At 45.0% G+C, this 18,159-nt stretch carries 16 protein-coding genes and 1 riboswitch; of the genes, 12 read left to right on the top strand and 4 right to left on the bottom strand.

Features of this window, described 5'->3' with window-relative positions; translation table 11 throughout:
• Positions 1–198: 198 nt before the first annotated feature.
• Genes pxpB through JUE95_RS06705 form a run of 6 tightly spaced genes read left to right on the top strand, consistent with a single transcriptional unit; the run spans position 199 to position 5,760 of the window.
• Positions 199–948 (top strand): 5-oxoprolinase subunit PxpB, encoded by a 750-nt coding sequence (gene pxpB, locus JUE95_RS06730; RefSeq protein ID WP_235995287.1) that lies wholly within the window; start codon positions 199–201, stop codon positions 946–948.
• Positions 938–1,939, top strand: coding sequence for a 5-oxoprolinase subunit C family protein (locus JUE95_RS06725; protein ID WP_203650160.1), 1,002 nt, complete (start codon positions 938–940; stop codon positions 1,937–1,939). Before pxpB ends, JUE95_RS06725 begins: the two co-directional genes overlap by 11 nt.
• A 20-nt stretch (positions 1,940–1,959) precedes the next feature.
• Positions 1,960–2,379, top strand: coding sequence for an acetyl-CoA carboxylase biotin carboxyl carrier protein (locus JUE95_RS12825; protein ID WP_308440895.1), 420 nt, complete (start codon positions 1,960–1,962; stop codon positions 2,377–2,379).
• An 11-nt stretch (positions 2,380–2,390) separates the two neighbouring features.
• Positions 2,391–3,710, top strand: a complete 1,320-nt coding sequence (locus JUE95_RS06715) for an acetyl-CoA carboxylase biotin carboxylase subunit (protein ID WP_203650159.1) — start codon at positions 2,391–2,393, stop codon at positions 3,708–3,710.
• Positions 3,711–3,733: 23 nt separating this feature from the next.
• Entirely contained in the window at positions 3,734–4,492 is a 759-nt protein-coding gene (locus JUE95_RS06710; protein ID WP_203650157.1) for a LamB/YcsF family protein, read from the top strand.
• 35 nt (positions 4,493–4,527) lie between these two features.
• Positions 4,528–5,760, top strand: a complete 1,233-nt coding sequence (locus tag JUE95_RS06705) for an NRAMP family divalent metal transporter (RefSeq protein WP_203650155.1) — start codon at positions 4,528–4,530, stop codon at positions 5,758–5,760.
• An 82-nt stretch (positions 5,761–5,842) separates the two neighbouring features.
• On the opposite strand, the gene JUE95_RS06700 is transcribed toward JUE95_RS06705, so the two are convergent.
• A complete protein-coding gene (locus JUE95_RS06700) occupies positions 5,843–6,436 on the bottom strand; it encodes a TetR/AcrR family transcriptional regulator (RefSeq protein ID WP_203650153.1) in 594 nt (197 codons plus the stop codon).
• A 260-nt stretch (positions 6,437–6,696) separates the two neighbouring features.
• Between JUE95_RS06700 and JUE95_RS06695 the strand changes: the two genes are divergently transcribed.
• From JUE95_RS06695 to JUE95_RS06685, 3 genes are all read left to right on the top strand, one after another.
• A complete protein-coding gene (locus JUE95_RS06695; RefSeq protein ID WP_203650151.1) occupies positions 6,697–8,178 on the top strand; it encodes a hypothetical protein in 1,482 nt (493 codons plus the stop codon).
• Positions 8,179–8,325: 147 nt separating this feature from the next.
• Positions 8,326–8,417, top strand: a riboswitch (TPP riboswitch).
• Between the two features lie 86 nt (positions 8,418–8,503).
• Positions 8,504–9,886 (top strand): allantoinase AllB, encoded by a 1,383-nt coding sequence (gene allB / locus JUE95_RS06690; protein WP_203650150.1) that lies wholly within the window; start codon positions 8,504–8,506, stop codon positions 9,884–9,886.
• A complete protein-coding gene (locus tag JUE95_RS06685; RefSeq protein WP_203650149.1) occupies positions 9,883–11,238 on the top strand; it encodes an NCS1 family transporter in 1,356 nt (451 codons plus the stop codon). The genes allB and JUE95_RS06685 overlap by 4 nt, the downstream gene beginning before the upstream one ends.
• A gap of 53 nt (positions 11,239–11,291) precedes the next feature.
• On the opposite strand, the gene JUE95_RS06680 is transcribed toward JUE95_RS06685, so the two are convergent.
• Both JUE95_RS06680 and JUE95_RS06675 read right to left on the bottom strand, forming a co-directional pair.
• Positions 11,292–11,966 (bottom strand): TVP38/TMEM64 family protein, encoded by a 675-nt coding sequence (locus JUE95_RS06680; protein WP_203650148.1) that lies wholly within the window; start codon positions 11,964–11,966, stop codon positions 11,292–11,294.
• Between the two features lie 35 nt (positions 11,967–12,001).
• Positions 12,002–12,490 (bottom strand): pyridoxamine 5'-phosphate oxidase family protein, encoded by a 489-nt coding sequence (locus JUE95_RS06675; RefSeq protein ID WP_203650147.1) that lies wholly within the window; start codon positions 12,488–12,490, stop codon positions 12,002–12,004.
• 759 nt (positions 12,491–13,249) lie between these two features.
• Here JUE95_RS06675 and metE point away from each other — a divergent pair.
• Together metE and metF are read left to right on the top strand one after the other, a co-directional pair.
• Positions 13,250–15,520: a 5-methyltetrahydropteroyltriglutamate--homocysteine S-methyltransferase gene (gene metE, locus JUE95_RS06670; protein ID WP_203650146.1), complete on the top strand. Its 2,271-nt coding sequence runs from the start codon at positions 13,250–13,252 to the stop codon at positions 15,518–15,520.
• Positions 15,507–16,373, top strand: a complete 867-nt coding sequence (gene metF, locus JUE95_RS06665; protein ID WP_203650145.1) for a methylenetetrahydrofolate reductase [NAD(P)H] — start codon at positions 15,507–15,509, stop codon at positions 16,371–16,373. Before metE ends, metF begins: the two co-directional genes overlap by 14 nt.
• A 347-nt stretch (positions 16,374–16,720) precedes the next feature.
• Here metF and JUE95_RS06660 read toward each other — a convergent pair whose 3' ends face one another.
• Positions 16,721–17,152 carry a MarR family winged helix-turn-helix transcriptional regulator gene (locus tag JUE95_RS06660; protein WP_203650144.1) on the bottom strand — a complete coding sequence of 144 codons (432 nt, stop codon included), beginning with the start codon at positions 17,150–17,152 and terminating at the stop codon, positions 16,721–16,723.
• A 607-nt stretch (positions 17,153–17,759) separates the two neighbouring features.
• Between JUE95_RS06660 and JUE95_RS06655 the strand changes: the two genes are divergently transcribed.
• Positions 17,760–18,062 carry a KxYKxGKxW signal peptide domain-containing protein gene (locus JUE95_RS06655; protein WP_203650142.1) on the top strand — a complete coding sequence of 101 codons (303 nt, stop codon included), beginning with the start codon at positions 17,760–17,762 and terminating at the stop codon, positions 18,060–18,062.
• The last annotated feature ends 97 nt before the right edge of the window (positions 18,063–18,159 follow it).

The following is an 18,159-nucleotide window of genomic DNA, read 5'->3' as shown; positions in this document are numbered from 1 at the left end:
AGATTCAAATCTTTTAAAATGAATATTCTTCTGTTATATTATATTACATGGTTGATATTAAGGCGTTTATAAAACTTCATGAAAATGAATATAGTGAATATACATTAGGTTTATGGAACAATATGTATTTTTAATTTGATTTTAATCTCAATTTAATTTAAAATAAGGCTTAAATGCATTGATAGATAGGAGGTTGTGATGATGCTTACTTACCAAATTTTACCGGCGGGTGATAAGGCGGTCAACGTGACTTTTGAACGACAAGTCAGCGTGGCTATTAACCAGCAGATTGCCCAATTGCAGCAGCGATTAACGCAATTAACTGTAAATGGTATTACTGGCTTTTTACCAGCGTTTCGGACACTGACAGTGTTTTATGAGCCCGCGCAGATTAGTTTGCAGCAGCTAAAAGCTACCATTAACACAGCGATGCTTGATGGTCACCAAAGTACGGTTTCAACGGTTAAACGCGTGCATATTCCAGTGTGCTACGACTCAGAATTTGGCCCGGACCTGACCAATGTGGCAACGCGAGCTCATCTCACCTCTAAAGCGGTCATTGAACGACATAGTCAACCGGATTATTTGATTTATATGCTGGGCTTCCTGCCAGGTTTTGCTTATTTAGGCGGTCTGGATCCGCAGATTGCGACACCTCGACTTGCAACACCTCGGCTTAAGATTGCGCCAGGATCGGTAGGTATTGCTGGGGAACAAACCGGGATGTATCCCATTGAATCACCGGGTGGCTGGCAGATTATTGGTCGGACACCGTTACGGCTATTCCAACCTGAAAGCAATCAGCCGTTTTATTATCAAACGGGCGATTACATTCATTTCGATGTGATTTCTCGAGCTGAGTACGACCAAATTGCCGCTCATTTAGCTGGCTATCAGGTGCAGGTTGAACCCGTACCAGAAGCGGAGGTGGAACAGCATGGCGCTTAAGATACAAGCTGGCGGTCTGCTGACTACCGTGCAGGATCAGGGACGAGTTGCCACGCAAAGCAGCGGTTTTTCGGTTTCGGGTGTGATGGACTTTGATGCCGCCAACGTTGCTAATCTGTTAGTTGGTAATTCCATTGACGCCGCCGTGCTTGAAAGCAGTCTTCAAGGACCGACGCTAACTTTTACACAAGCGAGTCACTTTGCGGTGACGGGCGCAATTGCGGAAATGACGTTAAACGACCAGCCGATTGAAACCTACCGCGAATATTACGCGCGTCGCGGCGACCAGTTGTCAATTGGCCATTATACTGCTGGCCGGTTTGGGTATTTGGCGGTTTATGGCGGAATTCAAGTACCAGTAATCATGGGCAGCCGCTCAACGAGTCTGAAGTATCAGCTTGGCGGTTACCAAGGACGCCAGCTACAGGCTGGGGATAGTTTGAAGACCGTTCGCGATGCGTTAAATCAGCCGCGGTTTCAGCAAGCTACTGCATATCCGTATTCTCAGCGGGATAAAACAGTTATTCGAGTGACGCCGGGGCCGCAATACGATGATTTTTCTGCGCAAACCCGTCAGCAGCTGACTCATCAAGCCTTTGAAATCAGTCAGCAGTCCGATCGGATGGGTGCTCGTCTGCAGGGGCAGGCACTTGATGTGACTAAAATGACGGAAATGCTGTCGGAAGGTACAGTTCTTGGCGGTGTTCAATTACCGCGGGATGGCCAGCCAATCGTATTGCTGGCGGATCGGCAAACTACCGGTGGCTACCCGGTTATTGCCGTGGTTGCACGGGTGGATCTGCCGAAACTGGTGCAGCTGACACCTGGTCAGCAAGTTCAGTTTCGATGGCTTGACTTAGCGGAGAGTCAAATACTTTATCGTCAAAACTACGGCAGCGATGCGGCCATTAAAGCCACTCATCAGTTTCAGCCGCGGGTCCAACTTAATCGAGAACCAGCAGAACGAATAGCGACACTCTTCACTTCGTAATTTGAAAGAAGGATGAAAAATTGGAAACTTCAGAAATGAAAGCCATTATGCAGTTGATGGCCGAAAATGGCATCAGTAAGCTGAAGTATCAGCAAAAAGACGAAACGCTGGAACTGTCCAGAGAAGCAGTAGTACCGGCAACTCGATCCGAAGCAAATATGCAGCCTGCGCCAGCACAGACAAACACAGCGGCGTCAGCTGTCAAAACAATTAACGCTAAGTTTGTTGGTGTCTTTTATACATCTGGCAACCCGGATGATGCCCCATTCGTTAAAGTGGGTGACACCGTGAAAGCTGGCCAAACAGTGGCGGTGATTGAAGCGATGAAGATGATGAATAACGTGGTTGCACCGCAGGCTGGCCGAATTACAAAGGTGCTGGCCGCCAACGAAGATCTAGTGGAATTTGATCAGCCACTCTTTGAATTTGAAAGTCTATAGGGGGTGGCAAAGTGGAAAAAGTTTTGGTTGCTAATCGTGGTGAAATCGCGGTCAGAATCATTCGTGCCTGCCAGGAATTAGGTTTAAGTACGGTAGCGGTCTATTCAACTGCTGATAAGGACGCACTGCACGTTAAATTAGCCGACGAAGCAGTTTGCATCGGTGCGGCCAGTCCAACTAAGAGTTACCTCAATATTAATAACTTACTGGGAGCTGCTCAGATTACTGGGGCGGATGCCGTTCACCCCGGATACGGCTTTTTATCAGAAAATGCTGAATTTGCGGAACGTTGCCTAAAAGCCGGTTTGACCTTTATCGGGCCGAAGCCAGAAACTATCAGCCTGTTAGGTGATAAGGAGCGTGCCCGAGAAACGCTGAAAGCAGTTGGTGTTCCCGTTACGCCGGGCAGTGATGGCAAGATTACCACTGTGGCCGAAGCTCAAGCGGATGCTAAAAAAATCGGCTATCCGGTTATGGTGAAGGCCGTTGCTGGCGGTGGCGGTAAAGGCATGCGGCTGATTTCGACACCGGACCAGTTAGAAGAGTTGTTTACCTTAGCGCAAAATGAAGCTGTACAAGCCTTTGGCAGTAACGAAATGTACCTGGAGAAATTTATTGACCGGCCACGGCATATCGAAGTTCAGGTTTTAGGATTCAAAGATGGTACTGGCGTGGCCGTGGGTGAACGGGACTGTTCACTGCAGATCCACCACCAAAAAGTAGTGGAAGAGGCCCCAAGCAGTATTGATCCAGCAACGCGAGATAAAATGCTTGCGGTATCCAAACGAGCCGTCGAAGAACTGCACTACTTAGGTGCCGGAACGCTTGAATTTCTCTATGCTGGTCCGGATCAGTTTTACTTTATGGAAATGAATACTCGAATCCAAGTGGAACATCCAATTACAGAGTTAACTTCTGGCTGGGACTTGGTTAAGGCGCAGTTATTGATTGCTGATGGCAAGGTGCCTTCAGCAGCACTTGCCGCGAACGGTTACGCTGTTGAGTGCCGAATCAACGCCAGCAGCGCTGGTCAAATAATCGGCCTGCACTTGCCCGGCGGTAATGGCATTCGGGTCGATACCGCGCTGTATCAGGGATACAAGGTACCGCCAAACTATGATTCGATGATTGCTAAGATTATCAGTTATGGACCGGATCGGCAGACAGCGGTGCAGAAAATGCTGGTGGCACTCAATGAAACGGTGATTACGGGGATTGAAACTAACCTAGATTTCTTAAACCGGTTATTACGAACCAATCAGTTCCAGCAAAATCAATTTGACATTGAATTTATCGAACGGGAACTGTTGCCGCAGTCCGATTCACGGTAGAACTTAGAGGGGGAGGATATTATATGACACAAGTTGATTTAAATTGTGATCTGGGTGAGAGCTTTGGCCGTTACACGCTGGGGCTTGATGATCAGGTTATTCCCTACATTACGTCAGCAAACATTGCCTGCGGCTTCCATGCAGGAGATCCCGAAGTGATGCAGCATACGGTTGATTTAGCTGTTGCCAGCCACGTTCAATTGGGCGCTCATCCAGGGCTGCCAGATTTACAAGGTTTCGGCCGCCGACCAATGAAAATTGCGCCTAAGGCTGCTAAGGCGGACGTGAAGTATCAAATTGGGGCGCTTGAAGCCTTTGCACCAACCCACCGATTACACCACGTGAAGCCTCATGGTGCTTTATATAACATGGCAGCTAAGGACTACGAATTGGCCTATCAAATTTGTGCGGGTATCAAAGAAGTCGACCCTCAGCTAATGCTGGTTGGCCTAGCAAACAGTGAGTTGATTCGTGCTGCTAAGGCTGTTGGGATTCCATACGAACAGGAAGTCTTTGCGGACCGCGCGTATGAAGCGGATGGCAGCCTTGTGTCGCGGCAAAAGGAGGGCGCGGTTATTGAAGACAGCGCCGTTGCCGTTAAACGCACCATTAAAATGCTGAAAGAGCACCAAGTCACTACGATTGATGGTCAGGTCATCAGCATTCAGCCAGATACGATTTGCGTTCATGGCGACGGCGTTAAAGCGTTAGCCTTCGTCAAACAGATTCATCAAGCACTGACCGCAGAAGGTATCGATGTTGTTGCCGCACACGTCAAATAGTTGTTACTACCGAGATTGAGAAGGAGTATAGATTAATGAAAGAAACCTCACAATCAACACCAACACCGACGCCAGTTACAGAAAAGAAACGTTCGCCATTTAGTGTCGCCATGGGTGCCGCCTTTATGATGGCCATGGCCGCTGTAGGTCCTGGCTTTCTGACCCAGACCGCTGCGTTTACCGGTCAGATGGGTGCCAACTTTGGTTTTGCTATTTTACTGTGTATTATTGCTGATATCGTGGTTCAACTGAATATTTGGCGCATTATTATTGTTTCCGGTAAACGCGCGCAGGTGCTGGCAAACGAGGTTATTCCCGGCCTAGGTTATGTACTGACGGCACTTATTTTTATCGGTGGCTTTTTCTTTAACATCGGTAATATTGGCGGCGCGGGGTTAGGACTTAACGTACTGTTTGGCATTGATCCTAAAAACGGCGCTTTAATCGCTGCCGCAGCTGCCATTACCGTGTTCGTGGTTAAAAATGCCATGACCGTGGTGGATCGGACAGTGCAATGTTTAGCGGTAATTAAAATTATGGTGCTGATTTATATTCTGTCGGTTACCACCGTACCAGTAGCGACTGCGATTTCTCATACGTTCATGCCAACACAGATTAACTTTTATTCCATTGTCACCATTGTCGGTGGAACCGTTGGCGGCTACATTTCCTTTTCTGGTGGACACCGACTACTTGAGGGCGGTGTGAAAGGCAAGGAGAACATTAAGTACGTCAATGAAGGTGCCTTAACTGGTATCGGGGTAGCTTCAGTCATCCGGATAATGCTATTTCTCGCTGGTCTGGCGGTTGTGGTCACCGGCCACACGCTTAATCCAGCTAATCCTGCGGCTTCCATTTTCCAAATTGCTGCCGGTAATTTTGGGTATAAGTTCTTCGGCCTGTTACTGTTAGCGGCTGGGATGACGTCAACGTTAGGCTCAACCTTTACGTCGATTTCCTTTTTAAATTATTCCCAAAATAAGGAATCATGGGTTAACAAGTATCGTTCAGCACTAATTATTACCTTCATACTGGCGTCAACGCTTATTTTCTACTTCGTTGGTAGTCCAGCTAAAGTACTGATTATTGTGGGAGCACTGAACGGCATGATTTTGCCCATTGCGCTGGCAATCCTGTTAGTTGCTGCCGTTAAGAAAAATATCATGGGTGATTATAAGCATCCTAAGTGGCTGTTAGCTACTGGGTGGATCGTGGTTATTTTTATGGCATACGCTGCGATTCAGTCGTTAACGACAATCAAGTTGTAATAACACCAAACGGTGATTTAAATACAAAACAAGCCGCATTCAATTTGAATGCGGCTTGTTTTGTATCAACTGATTCACTGAATCAGGATGGAGACTTAAGTGACACAGCAACTTCTCTCATTGCGGCAATGCTCTTGCTGATAACGGTAACGATGTCATCCACTGATGAGGCTGATTTTGCAGTCAGCCATTCAGTGAGTGTACCGATTAAACCGCAAGAAGCGAAGCTAACGGCGTCTCGATATTTCGTATTGGTTGTATCGATATGTTCTGCTTCTAATACGTAATAGACAAATAGCGCATTGATGTGCTTAAGTGCCCGGACATCTTCACCATAATGAGTTAGAGCTTCGAACAGTTGCTGATTATCAAGGATAAATTTGACGATTTGCGCTGCTAGCGGCGTAAATTGGTTGTCACCATCACGCGGATAGTATTTTTCAAATATCTGCGTGAGCTGATTAACGGTATCAGCCACGACTGAATCATAGAGATCGTAGACATCCTTGTAGTGGATGTAAAAAGTCCCTCGACCAATATCGCTTGCTCTAGCAAGTTCAGCGACAGTAATCTTATCAATTGGTTTTTCATGCAACAGTTTGACAAATATCTTTTTCAATTGACGTTGGGTCTTTACCGTCCGACGATCTGGTTGATCACTCTGCTTAGAAACCACTAAATTGCCTCCTCTAAGTCGAGCTATCACCCGATTACTCCCTCCATAATTATTGGACAATATAAGTTGACTTGTCGATTAATGAACTGACCTCAAGGAATTGAGTATTGTACAATAACTATACCTCTATTATATTGAAATCAGTGATAATTACAACAATAAAGATGGAAGCGCTTTATTGATGTTGTACCAAAGCATCATATCAGTGTTGGGAGACACGGTGAGGATAACTGCGGGAGTTATTCTATGGGGGGAGTTTTATGGATTATTTTGCTTTTTTGGAGAAGGATGAACGTACCAAGCTAGACATTTTAGCCATGTTGGCGGAGACGGATCAGCAAGTCATTTCCACCAAGCAGGTTATTGATCAGTTATCAATTACGCGTTATAAGTTTAATCAGTTGGTTGATGGTCTAATCAAAGATTTAAAACAGATTAAACAATGCCAGTATAAACTAATCGTCAAAGAGGGGACTTTAGTCTGTGAGCATATTGATTATTCAATCTATCAGCAGATGCAGCTGTGTTACTTAAAAGAGTCGCCGCGATTCCAAGTTTTTGAGTATCAGTATGTTAATCAGCATCACGAATCACGGCAGAAGTTTCTAATGGAACACTACCTCAGTCAGTCTAAGTTTTATGCACTGCGCAACCAAGTCGAAAATATTCTTGAAAATAAGGCGCTAATGCAGGCTCGTCCTGAGGGTGGAAATTTGCACCCGGAACTTGTTGAACGGGCCAAAATTACGAACGTTTATTACCACTTTTTTAATGGTATCGATGATCCGTTTCCCGAGTTAGAGGAACAGACGTCGCGGTTTTGTAATTTTTTGTGCATGACCTTTGGTATCTCGTTAACACCCAGCGAACGGCTGAAGTTGCGAATGTTTTTTCAGGTGCAGGTGAAACGGCTGGCAGGGAAGCATTTTATGAACATTAGAAATATCGCAACGTTGACTCACGATGTGCGGTTGCCTTTCTTGAAAAATTATTACCTTAAAAACGTGCGGCATAGCGATGAAGCTGACATTGATTCAGAAATGAGCTACTTGTTCTTGTTCCTAAGAAGCCAGCAAATTATGGCATCAGTGCCGATTAAACTTTGTAAACAGATTCAGCAGCAATTTAACCGTGGCAGCCAGCAGCTAGAGCGGGTGTTAGCTGAAACGGCAGTGGTCGATCAGAAGAATTTCACGGTTGCGGTGCAGCATCAGACTGCCAATCAGTTGGCAGAATTGACGATTTGGCTGATGGTATTTGACTACTTTGAGTTAACTGAGATTAATTCTACAGATCAGCCGCATATGGCAATGAGTTTTCCAGCCCTTACAGCTTTAGGTAAACGCCTGGTTGATACCGTTGTTAAGACATTTAACCTGCAACTGTCTGCTGAGATGCGTTCGCGATTGCTTAAATGTTTCGTCAAAATTCTGATTAATAATATTCCAAGCAACCTGGTCAAAGATAGTGTGACGATTTGCGTGGACTTTGTACAAAGCATCGTACCGATGGATTATTTGGCTGATCTTTTGACCACTAATCTTGGTGGTGGTATCGTCTTAACCGATCAGCTGAGCAGTGATGTGGACATCTTTTTGTCCGATATCTACGTTTCCAGTATTCACGACATTCCACAGGTAACCTGGCTGGATCCGTTGAAGACCTCAAACTGGGAAAAATTGCGCCGGACGATCGCGGATGTTAAACAAGCAAAGCTGGAGAGATTCATGGCTGCAAGCTAGACGAGTAACTCAATTAGAAGCGTACTCTGACTGAAATAGTGGAGACGCTTTTTTTAAAGTGTAGCAAAAACGGACAAGCAGTGGAAATACTTGACTTATTTCAGCAAACTCGTTTTAATTAGGGTTAGAGATTTCGAATTTAATAAACATTGTGGTCTGGGGTGCTAGTGATAGCTGAGAGATACCCAAATAACCTGATGCAGTTCGTACTGCCGTAGGGAGCGCCATGTTAGTCGATTAGACTACCAGTCCATTTGAGCACCGTTCAAGTGGACTTTTTTATTTGCTTAGCGACCAGTCGCAGTGTTGGCTTGGAGGACGAAACATGCAAGTAACAACGATTATCAAGAATGGTTTGATCGTCACGCCAACGGGTGTGGTGAACGGTGATTTAGGAATTAAGGACGGTAAAATTACCGCGATTGGTAAGCTGACATCAGAAGCGGAAGAAGTGATCGACGCCCAGAGACAGCTAGTGTTGCCTGGTATGGTGGATGCCCATGTTCATATTAACGAACCGGGGCGCAGCAACTGGGAAGATTATCATACCGGCAGTCAGGCACTAGCTGCCGGTGGCACGACCAGCATGGTGGTGATGCCATTAAACGCTTTGCCCGCGCGGACGACTGCGGCTGAATTTAAACGTCACCGCGCTATTGCTGAGGGGCAGTCCTACATTGATTTTGCCCTGTATGGCGGTTTGGTGCCGGGAAACCAGACTGAAATTGGACCAATGGCTGATGCTGGTGCAGCCGGCTTTAAAGCCTTTATGGCAACCACTGGCAGTGAGGAGCCCGGTGATTTTCATAACGTGGATGATTATGATCTGTATCGCGGAATGCAGGCCATTGCTAAGACTGGGTTGCGACTGTCGCTGCATGCCGAGAATGCCGTACTGACTGACAGGCTGGCAGCGGATGAGATTGCCCATCACCATACCGATATTCAAGCGTACATTGATTCCCGACCGCCAATGGTTGAAGTTGAAGCCGTTAGACGAGCACTGTACCTGGCGAAACAAACCGGCTGCAAGCTGCATTTTGTTCACCTTTCTACTGGCGAAGCGGTTCGTGAAGTCTATCGGGCGCAAATGGAGGGACAAGACGTCACTTGTGAAACTTGCGTGCACTATTTAGCGTTAAATACAACTGATTTCAAGCGAATTGGGCCGTTGGCGAAATGCTCACCAGTGCTGCGAACGCCAGAAGTCCAGGCTGATTTGTGGCGGGAAGTTCAGGCCGGTCACGTTAACGCGGTAACCTCCGATCATTCACCGGCACCTGCCGAGATGAAAGCCAATCCCAACGACAATATTTTTGAAGTCTGGGGCGGTATTAGCGGCGCTCAAAATAATCTGGATATCTTTTACGACGTAGCTGTTAAGTCTGGTTGGTTAAATTTACAGCAGTTTGTGCAACTAACGGCAGCAGGGCCGGCGAAACTATTCGGTTTGAAGAATAAGGGGCAACTGAGAGTTGGGGCTGACGCGGACATTGCGTTTTTGGATCCGACGCAGAGTTATACCTTGCAAGCAGATGAGCTGTACTATAAGAACCCGATTTCGGCATACGTTGGGCGTAAAATTAATTGTCGGGTAACGAGAACCCTGTTACGTGGCAAAACCATCTTTGAATTGGGTCAAAGCTTTGACAATCAGCCTACCGGTCAGTTTCTGTCTAATCATAATGTAGCGGAGGAAATGAAATGACACCACCAACAGCAGCGCGGCAAGTGAGTCAAACGGTTGCTCCTGATTTGAAACCAATTGCTGGTGATCAGCGTAAAGTCGGCGTGTTAGCCTACATGGCCATGTGGCTGGGCGATGGCTTTAACATTGGCAATATCACCTTAGGTTCGTCGATTGTGGTTGCTGGTGTGGCAACGATGAACTTGTTGCAAACCATGGTCGCGGCGGGAATTGCCATTGCAATCATTACTCTGATTTTTACGTTGAACGATCGTTTTGGTTATCGAACGGGAGCGCCATACGTGATTCAGCTGCGCTTATCTTTTGGCGTGAAGGGGGCCAAGATAGCGAGTCTGTTCCGCGGCATCCCGGCTATCGTCTGGTTCGGGTTTCAATCCTGGACGGGAGCATTGGCGCTGAATCAGATTGGTATGACGCTGTTTGGTTTAACTGATAATCATACTTTTGGCTGTTTCATGCTCCTACAACTGATTCAAGTTGTTATGGCACTGTGGGGTTTTCGGTCGATTAAATTAGTGACGGGTTTCATTGCAGCAATTGTAATGGTCGCGATGCTGGGGGTGTTTATTCTCCTAGTAACTCAGCATCAAGTTGCAATTCAGCAACGCTTAGTTCAGCCTTCAGGGACGTGGGGCCTACCTTTTTTAGGATTTATCGTTGCCTTTTTAGGTAATTACACGGCGATCTTTGAATCAGCCGCGGATTATTCTCGCGAGCTGAAACCCAATCTTAGTGAGCATCAGCGTGGATTACTCTATCTGATACCGATTGGATTAGCGTATGGCATGACTATTGTGACTGGTGCGATGCTGGCAGTGGTCACTGGTATCGCCAGTCCGGTAACGGCCATGGCACATTTACTGAATAACGGCTGGATGTCGGTGGTGATTTCGTGCTTTATTGTGTTAGGGACGATTACCACCAATACGGTTGCCAATATCATGCCGCCAACTTATATGCTGACATCTTTGCTTAAGATGCCTCAGCAATTAGCGACAACGCTGATTGGTATCTTGTCAGTTGCAACCTGTCCGTGGATCTTAGTTCAAGATAGTTCAGCACAAGGGCTGGCACTTTTTATTCATCTGTATTCGATTTTCCTAGGGCCGATGACGGCAATTATACTGATTGAGTACTACCTGCATCGTCATCAGCACGTCAACATGTCGGACCTGTATGATGATAAGCAACAGCCGAAATTCACCTGGCGGGCACCACTAGCACTTTTAATCGGGGCAGTTTCAGCTGCTTTAATTGTCAATCTATCGTGGTTCATTGGCTTCTTCGTAGGTGGACTGGTGTACTGGAAATTAGGAACTGGCAGAAAGCTAAGATCAGTTGAGAGTGAATAGGTATATTAAAAGCAGCTTTCCGTGCGGAAAGCTGCTTTTTAGTTGAGTTACTGCTACAATGCTGGTTCCTCGTGCCTATCATGGTGGATTACCCAGCCCAGGCCAAAGAGCAGGATAGCGATTAGCACCACGATTATTAAATGTTTCACGTCACCGCGCAGCGCCAAATCGCCACCAAAGGCATAAAGCGCGGATGTTGGCAAGCTTCCCACGAAACATAATACTATAAGGTGTGAACGACTATGAATCAGGCGTTTAGCAGCCAAGTTAATAACGGTACTTGGGATAAAGGGAATGGCGTAACCGAGAATAATCCCCAAAGAAGGATGCCGTATTTTTAGGAGGTCCTGATATAATCTGCCAGTTGAACGCTTGCTGGGCCGATGCCAAATTTCTGGCAATAAGTTAGCCACTGAAAAATTACCAATAGTGATTGCAATGGCGTTCAACCAGAAGGCGGTCCAGTGACCGAAACAGACTCCTGCCGCGATGGCGAAAACGGAGACAGGCGCGCCAGGCAGCCAGATAACAACAATCAATAATAAGGTGAAGGTCAGCATATCAATGGGTTGGTGTTTTTGAAAACGGTCAATCAGAGCGTGGCGACTGGTAAATTCGCCAAATAACGTCATTAATTGGCGGTGAAAATGCCAACTGATAAAGAGAATGAGCAGTAACGCCAGTGTTGCAGAGATAATGAAAAAGATTGTGCGTTCTCTTTTAGACATTCTTGGCACTTCCCTTCATTAAAGACAAGCATTGATTATTCAGCGCTATGCTGCTTGCCCGTGTATTGATCGACGTCGATTCGGATGACACCCACGCGTTTCAGCATATCTTGACCGATTTCACCAGGCATCTCCTGTCCATTTTCGTGTTTTAAAATTAAGCGTAAGGCGTGTTCTTTCTCGGTTAAATCAGAAATTAAGGTGGCCTTTCCAGTTCCTAAAATGCTGCGATAGAAATAACTAAAATCGTATAACGGTTTGCCCGCTTCTGGTTTATCAAGGCCGCAGTCATTAACCAGACTAAAGGAAACTTCTGGATTAGCGGCAATGAGACCGCGTTTTTTCCCCTTAGAAGCGCCATGGATGTAAATTGTTAAGTGCTTGTCAGTAAATTCATAACCATAATTAGTTGGTACCACGTAAGGTGCAGGGAAATCTAAAATACCTAGATTGATGACGTGGGCCTTTTCAATAATGTCGCACATGGTAGCGTCATCAGTTATTTCACGGTCAGTTCTTCTCATAATTAGCCTTCATTCATTATTATTTAATCTGATTATAGGATAGCAAATGTGTGAAGTATAGTTTAAATGAATTAAACGCCAGTAGATTCGTTCGCTTAATTAAGAAAAGGTTAGTGGTTGACATTTTTCTCTAATGAGTTTATCATCGAAGTCACGATATGAAAAAAGTGATTAGAAGATGAGTAACGCTACTAACTTTAACTAGAGAGCTGCGGCTGGTGAAAAGCAGTAAAGGGCGAGTGCGAAGATGGTCTTCGATTAAGCAGGGTATTCGAGCGAAAGTAAGAATATCATGGGTGTGCCCATTACAGCACGGAGGTATCGAAAAGGTACCCGGTGAGGAAATCAGCGTGAGTTGGTTTCAAATTAAGGTGGTAACACGGAAATTCGTCCTTATCTTCGCATAAATGCGAGGATGGGGGCGTTTTTTGTAAGGTGCGAAACTTGGCGGTTAGAGACTGGAGCCTAAGGGACTTTTAACGTAAACCCTGGGCTTGGGTTTATGTTGAAAGTCCCTTAGGTGCAAGTCTCTGCCAGGAGTAGCCCAATTAGTCTACATAACCTTAAATGCACAACACTTAATCAAAAATCCAGAAGGGAGAGAGACCGACAGTGACCAAAATCAACTATTTACATTGCAATAAAATTTCAACTGCAAGTTTCTTACTTGGTGACGGCATTGATGGCCAGGTCATGTGCCTGTCAATCAACCATTAACCCACTCAAGATTAAATGATAAATAAAAGGAGACTTTAAATTATGACAACAACAATTATTGGTTACCCACGTATTGGCAGTCATCGTGAATTAAAATTTGCCGTTCAGAAATATTTTAAGAAGGAAGTCAGTGCACGAGAATTAGCACAAACTGCCGCAGAATTACGCAAGCAAAACTGGGACACAATCAGCAAGGCTGGTATCGACCAACTGGTTTCAAATGATTTTTCATACTATGATACTACCCTCGATACAGCTAACTTGTTGAACATCGTGCCAAAGCGTTACAAGGAATTAAACCTGTCACCATTGGATGAATACTTCGCTCAAGCCCGTGGTTACCAAGGCGACAAAGGTGATGTGACCGCATTAAGCATGAAGAAGTGGTTCAACACGAACTACCACTACTTAGTACCTGAATTTGAAGATGACACGGACATTAAGTTGGTCGGTACCAAGATCTTCGATGAATATCAAGAAGCTAAAGACCAAGGTTACCAGACTCGTCCGGTTATTCTTGGACCATACACTTTATTACGGTTAGGGGCCTTTGAAGGTAAGAAGCAGGCAACTGACTTCACGCAAGCACTGGTTAACGCTTACGAAGCTATCTTTAAAAAGTTAGCTGACTTAGGTGCTGACTGGATTCAATTAGATGAACCGCAGCTGGTTAAGGATCAAACGGAAGCCGACCTGGAACTGTTCACCGATCTTTACAAGCCACTATTGAGCAACAAACATGGTCTGAAGGTGTTAGCTCAGACTTACTTTGGTGATGTACGTGACAGTTACGACCTATTAACTTCATTAGACTTTGACGGAATTGGTTTGGATTTCCACGAAGGCGACGAGAGCCTTAACTTAGTTCAGTCAAAGGGCTTCCCTGACGACAAGGTCTTATTCGCCGGGATCATTAACGGTAAAAATATTTGGAAGGCAAACTACGACGAAAAGTTAGCTATTCTCCACAAGCTGCCTAAGACCAACGTTGTTTTAAGTACATCGTGTTCATTACTCCATGTGCCATATACGTTGGAAAACGAGCCTCAACTAGACGAAAAATACAAGAAGTACCTTGCATTTGCTAAGGAAAAATTAACTGAACTCACCGACTTAGATCACATTTTAGGTGGCACAGGTGATGATGCTTTGAAGACCAATGAGGCACTGTTTGCTAAACCTCGTTACGAAGAAAATCAAGCCATTATCGATAAAGTCGCTTCATTAAAGGAAAGTGACTTCCACCGTAAACCATCATTTGCTGAACGGGCTGCCATTCAAAAGAAGGAATTTAACCTGCCAGAATTACCAACCACAACGATTGGTTCATTCCCACAAACTCGCGAAGTTCGTCGCAACCGCGCAAAATACAAGCGTGGCGAAATTACCAAGGAACAGTACGACCAATTTAACCGCGATAAGATCAAAGAATGTGTTGAATTCCAAGAAAAGATTGGCTTGGATGTACTGGTACATGGTGAATATGAACGCAACGACATGGTTGAATACTTCGGTGAAAAACTGGATGGCTTCCTGTTTACCAGCAATGCTTGGGTCCAATCATACGGTACCCGTTGTGTTAAGCCACCAATAATCTGGGGTGATGTCAGCCGGAACGCACCAATTACCGTTGCTGAATCAGTTTACGCACAGAGTTTGACTGACAAGCCAATGAAGGGGATGCTGACCGGTCCCGTTACAATTCTGAATTGGTCATTCCCTCGCGAGGACATTTCTAAGAAGGAAAGCACTTTGCAGATTGCCTTGGCCATTCAAGAAGAAGCGCTGGATCTAGAAAAGAATGGCATTAAGATTATCCAAATCGATGAAGCCGCTTTGCGTGAAAAATTACCATTGCGGAAGTCCGACTGGTACAGCCGTTACCTTGACTGGGCAATTCCTGCCTTCCGTTTGGTCGGCAGCAAAGTTCAACCAACGACGCAGATTCACACTCACATGTGCTACAGCGAATTCGGAGACATTATTGACGCCATCGATGACATGGATGCTGATGTTATTTCATTTGAAGCATCACGTGCGGACTTAACGTTGCTGGATACACTTCAGAAGTCTCATTTCAAGACACACGTTGGCCCTGGTGTGTACGATATTCACTCACCACGGATTCCATCTGAAAATGAAGTTGCCGGCACGATTCATAAGATTTTGAAAAAGGTACCATTGCAGAATGTCTGGATCAACCCAGATTGTGGACTGAAGACACGGGGAACAACAGAAACCACAGCTAGTCTGGAAAACGTCGTTGCTGCAACTAAGCAAGTACGCAAGGAACTAGCACATGAAGGTCGTTGATTGTTTCAAAGAGAGACCCGTGATCTCGTTTGAAATATTTCCACCGCGACCAAATGCTAGTGAAAAAGCAATTGAGCGGTTCTATGACAACCTCGATGTGTTAGCCAGCTTAAAACCCGCTTATATAAGTGTGACCTATGGTGCCGGTGGCAGTGACAATAAGTCTGGTACTCTGGACTTATGTCGCTACATTAAGCAACATTACGGTATTGAAGTGGTACCGCATATTCCAGGAATCAACTTTACAAAAGCAGCTGTTAAATCATATTTGGCGGAATTGAAGGATTCTGACATTGAAAACATTCTGGCCCTTAGAGGGGATTTACCAGAGGATGGCGTGATTAAGGGAGACTTCCAGTACGCCAGTGACTTAGTTAGCGAAATTAAGCGTGATGGTGATTTTAATATCCTGGGTGCGTGTTATCCAGACGTACATCCAGAAGCCAAAGATAGCGTAGATGATATTAAAAACCTGAAGTGTAAGGTTGATGCTGGTGTATCACAGTTAATTACCCAACTTTTCTTTGAAAATGAGCATTATTATCAATTTTTGGAACGCTGCGAATTAGCGGACATTAACGTTCCGGTGCAAGCTGGAATCATGTCAGTGGTTAATGAACGCCAGATTAAACGGATGGCAACCATGAACGGTGTTGGCCTGCCGCAGAAGTTCTTAAAAATGATGAATCATTACCAGGACAACCCAGTGGCAATGAGGGATGCAGGAACGGCTTATGCAATTGATCAAATTGTGGATCTGTTGTCAGAAGGTGTTGATGGCGTGCATCTGTACACCATGGATAATCCGGTTGTAACAAAGCGGATTTGTGGGGCGATTGAGACGTTAATTTAGGTGTGTAGCGAGGCGGTTAGAGAGCGGAGTGTAAGGCGCTTTTGGTAGAAATCCCCAAACTTGGGATTTGTGCCGGAAGTGACTTACATGCAGCTCTTTGCCGAGTGGAACCTGATTAAGACAAGGTGTGAAGCGAGGCGGTTAGAGACTGGAGCGTAAGGAACTTTCGACGTAAACCCCGAACTTGGGTTTATGTTGAAAGTTCCTTACGTGCAAGTCTTTGCCGAGCGAAACCCAATTAAGACAAGGTGTACAAGTTTCTGCTTGGAGTAGCCTGATTAGGCAATACAACATAACCGTACAAAAAAGACACCATCGTCCAAAGAGACGATGGTGTCTTTAATTGTTTACATAGCTTTTAAATTAGCACAGATTTTATCAGCGACTTTAACGAAAATCGCTTGTTCTTCGTCAGTTAGGCCTTCAATCGATTGTCTTTCGGCAGCATCACAAATTTCTTCGACTTGCTTGGCAAGTTTTGCGCCAGCAGAAGTAAGTTGTACCAGCGTGACTCGTTTATCTTGCTCTGATTTACTCGTTTCGGCCAGCCCAGAGTTTACCAAACGCCGAACCGATTTTGCAACGGTCGAATGATCAACCTGCATAGCTTCTGCCAAGGCGTTTTGCGCCTGTTGACCGCTGCGAGCAAGCGTAATTAAAATGGTATCCTGCCCAGGGTACAAGCCTAAAGCACGGATGTCCTTATCGATGAGTGATTCATGGGCGTTGACGATGCGTAGAGCTGAGGCACCAACTGGATAGTCATCAAAAACGAGCATAGTTATTCTTCCCTCCATTTATTCCGTTGCCGACCACAAAAGTGTATCAAAAAATACGACAAAGTTCAATTGTTAGTTCAGCGAGTTAACGGGAGAAAATTGCTAGTATTGGTCAATTTGATCAGTACTAGTAGTTGGTCATTTTTAAAAAGGATTTCCCTAAATAATAAAAGGCTTACAATGAAAACAATCTTATTTTAATAAAGTTCTTTGATAAATGATTTAAAAAAATATATCTAATTTTAGTGGAACGAAACGCTGCAGAAACGTTGCTGGTAACACAATCCTGTTTACGAAGTAGAATAATAAATACGGTATAAAGCTCTTTCTATCCCTAGACAGCTAGTAATATATTACACAAGTGCTATTATTAGTAAGAAATCAATTAATAATTTGTTTCATATAGTCAGCGTTAGTTAAAATAACTCATGGCCATTGCCTAAGGTGTGTGCTGTGAGTTAATTTTTTAACTAACGTTGTCTTTGATTATAGAGGATATATATAAGCGGAAAAAAGTTGTTATTAAAACTATAGGCACGAATCGGGGGACTCGTTATGGTTTGTAATGACTAGTAGATTGTCAAGTCAACGGAGGCAGATTTAATTCATGACTAAACGGCGAAAAATGCTGCTAAATAAAGTAACAACAGAGCGTAGAGAACATTATAAAATGTATAAAAATGGAAGTGCTTGGGCGTTTACTTGCATCGTATTGATTGCGGGTGTCTTCTGGACTGTGCCGGTTGTATCAGCCCATGCTGCGGCTACGCCTACGCCTACAAACCAGGTTGTGAATGATTCGAACACCCTGCAAAGCGCTGGTGATGATTCCACAAGTAATGCAACGACAGCAACTAGTGTTAATCAGGCACCAACTACGGGTACAGCAGCGGTTAATCAGGTTGCTTAAACGGTTAAGACTGCAACGCCGAGTGCAACTACACCTACCAGTTCAAATGGCAGCACAACCACCGCAACGCAGAATAAAATCACAACAGCCAACTTAA

The sequence above is a fragment of the Secundilactobacillus yichangensis genome, assembly GCF_016861565.1.
Classification (GTDB): Bacteria; Bacillota; Bacilli; order Lactobacillales; family Lactobacillaceae; genus Secundilactobacillus; species Secundilactobacillus yichangensis.
This window is presented reverse-complemented; position numbering and strand designations above follow the sequence as displayed.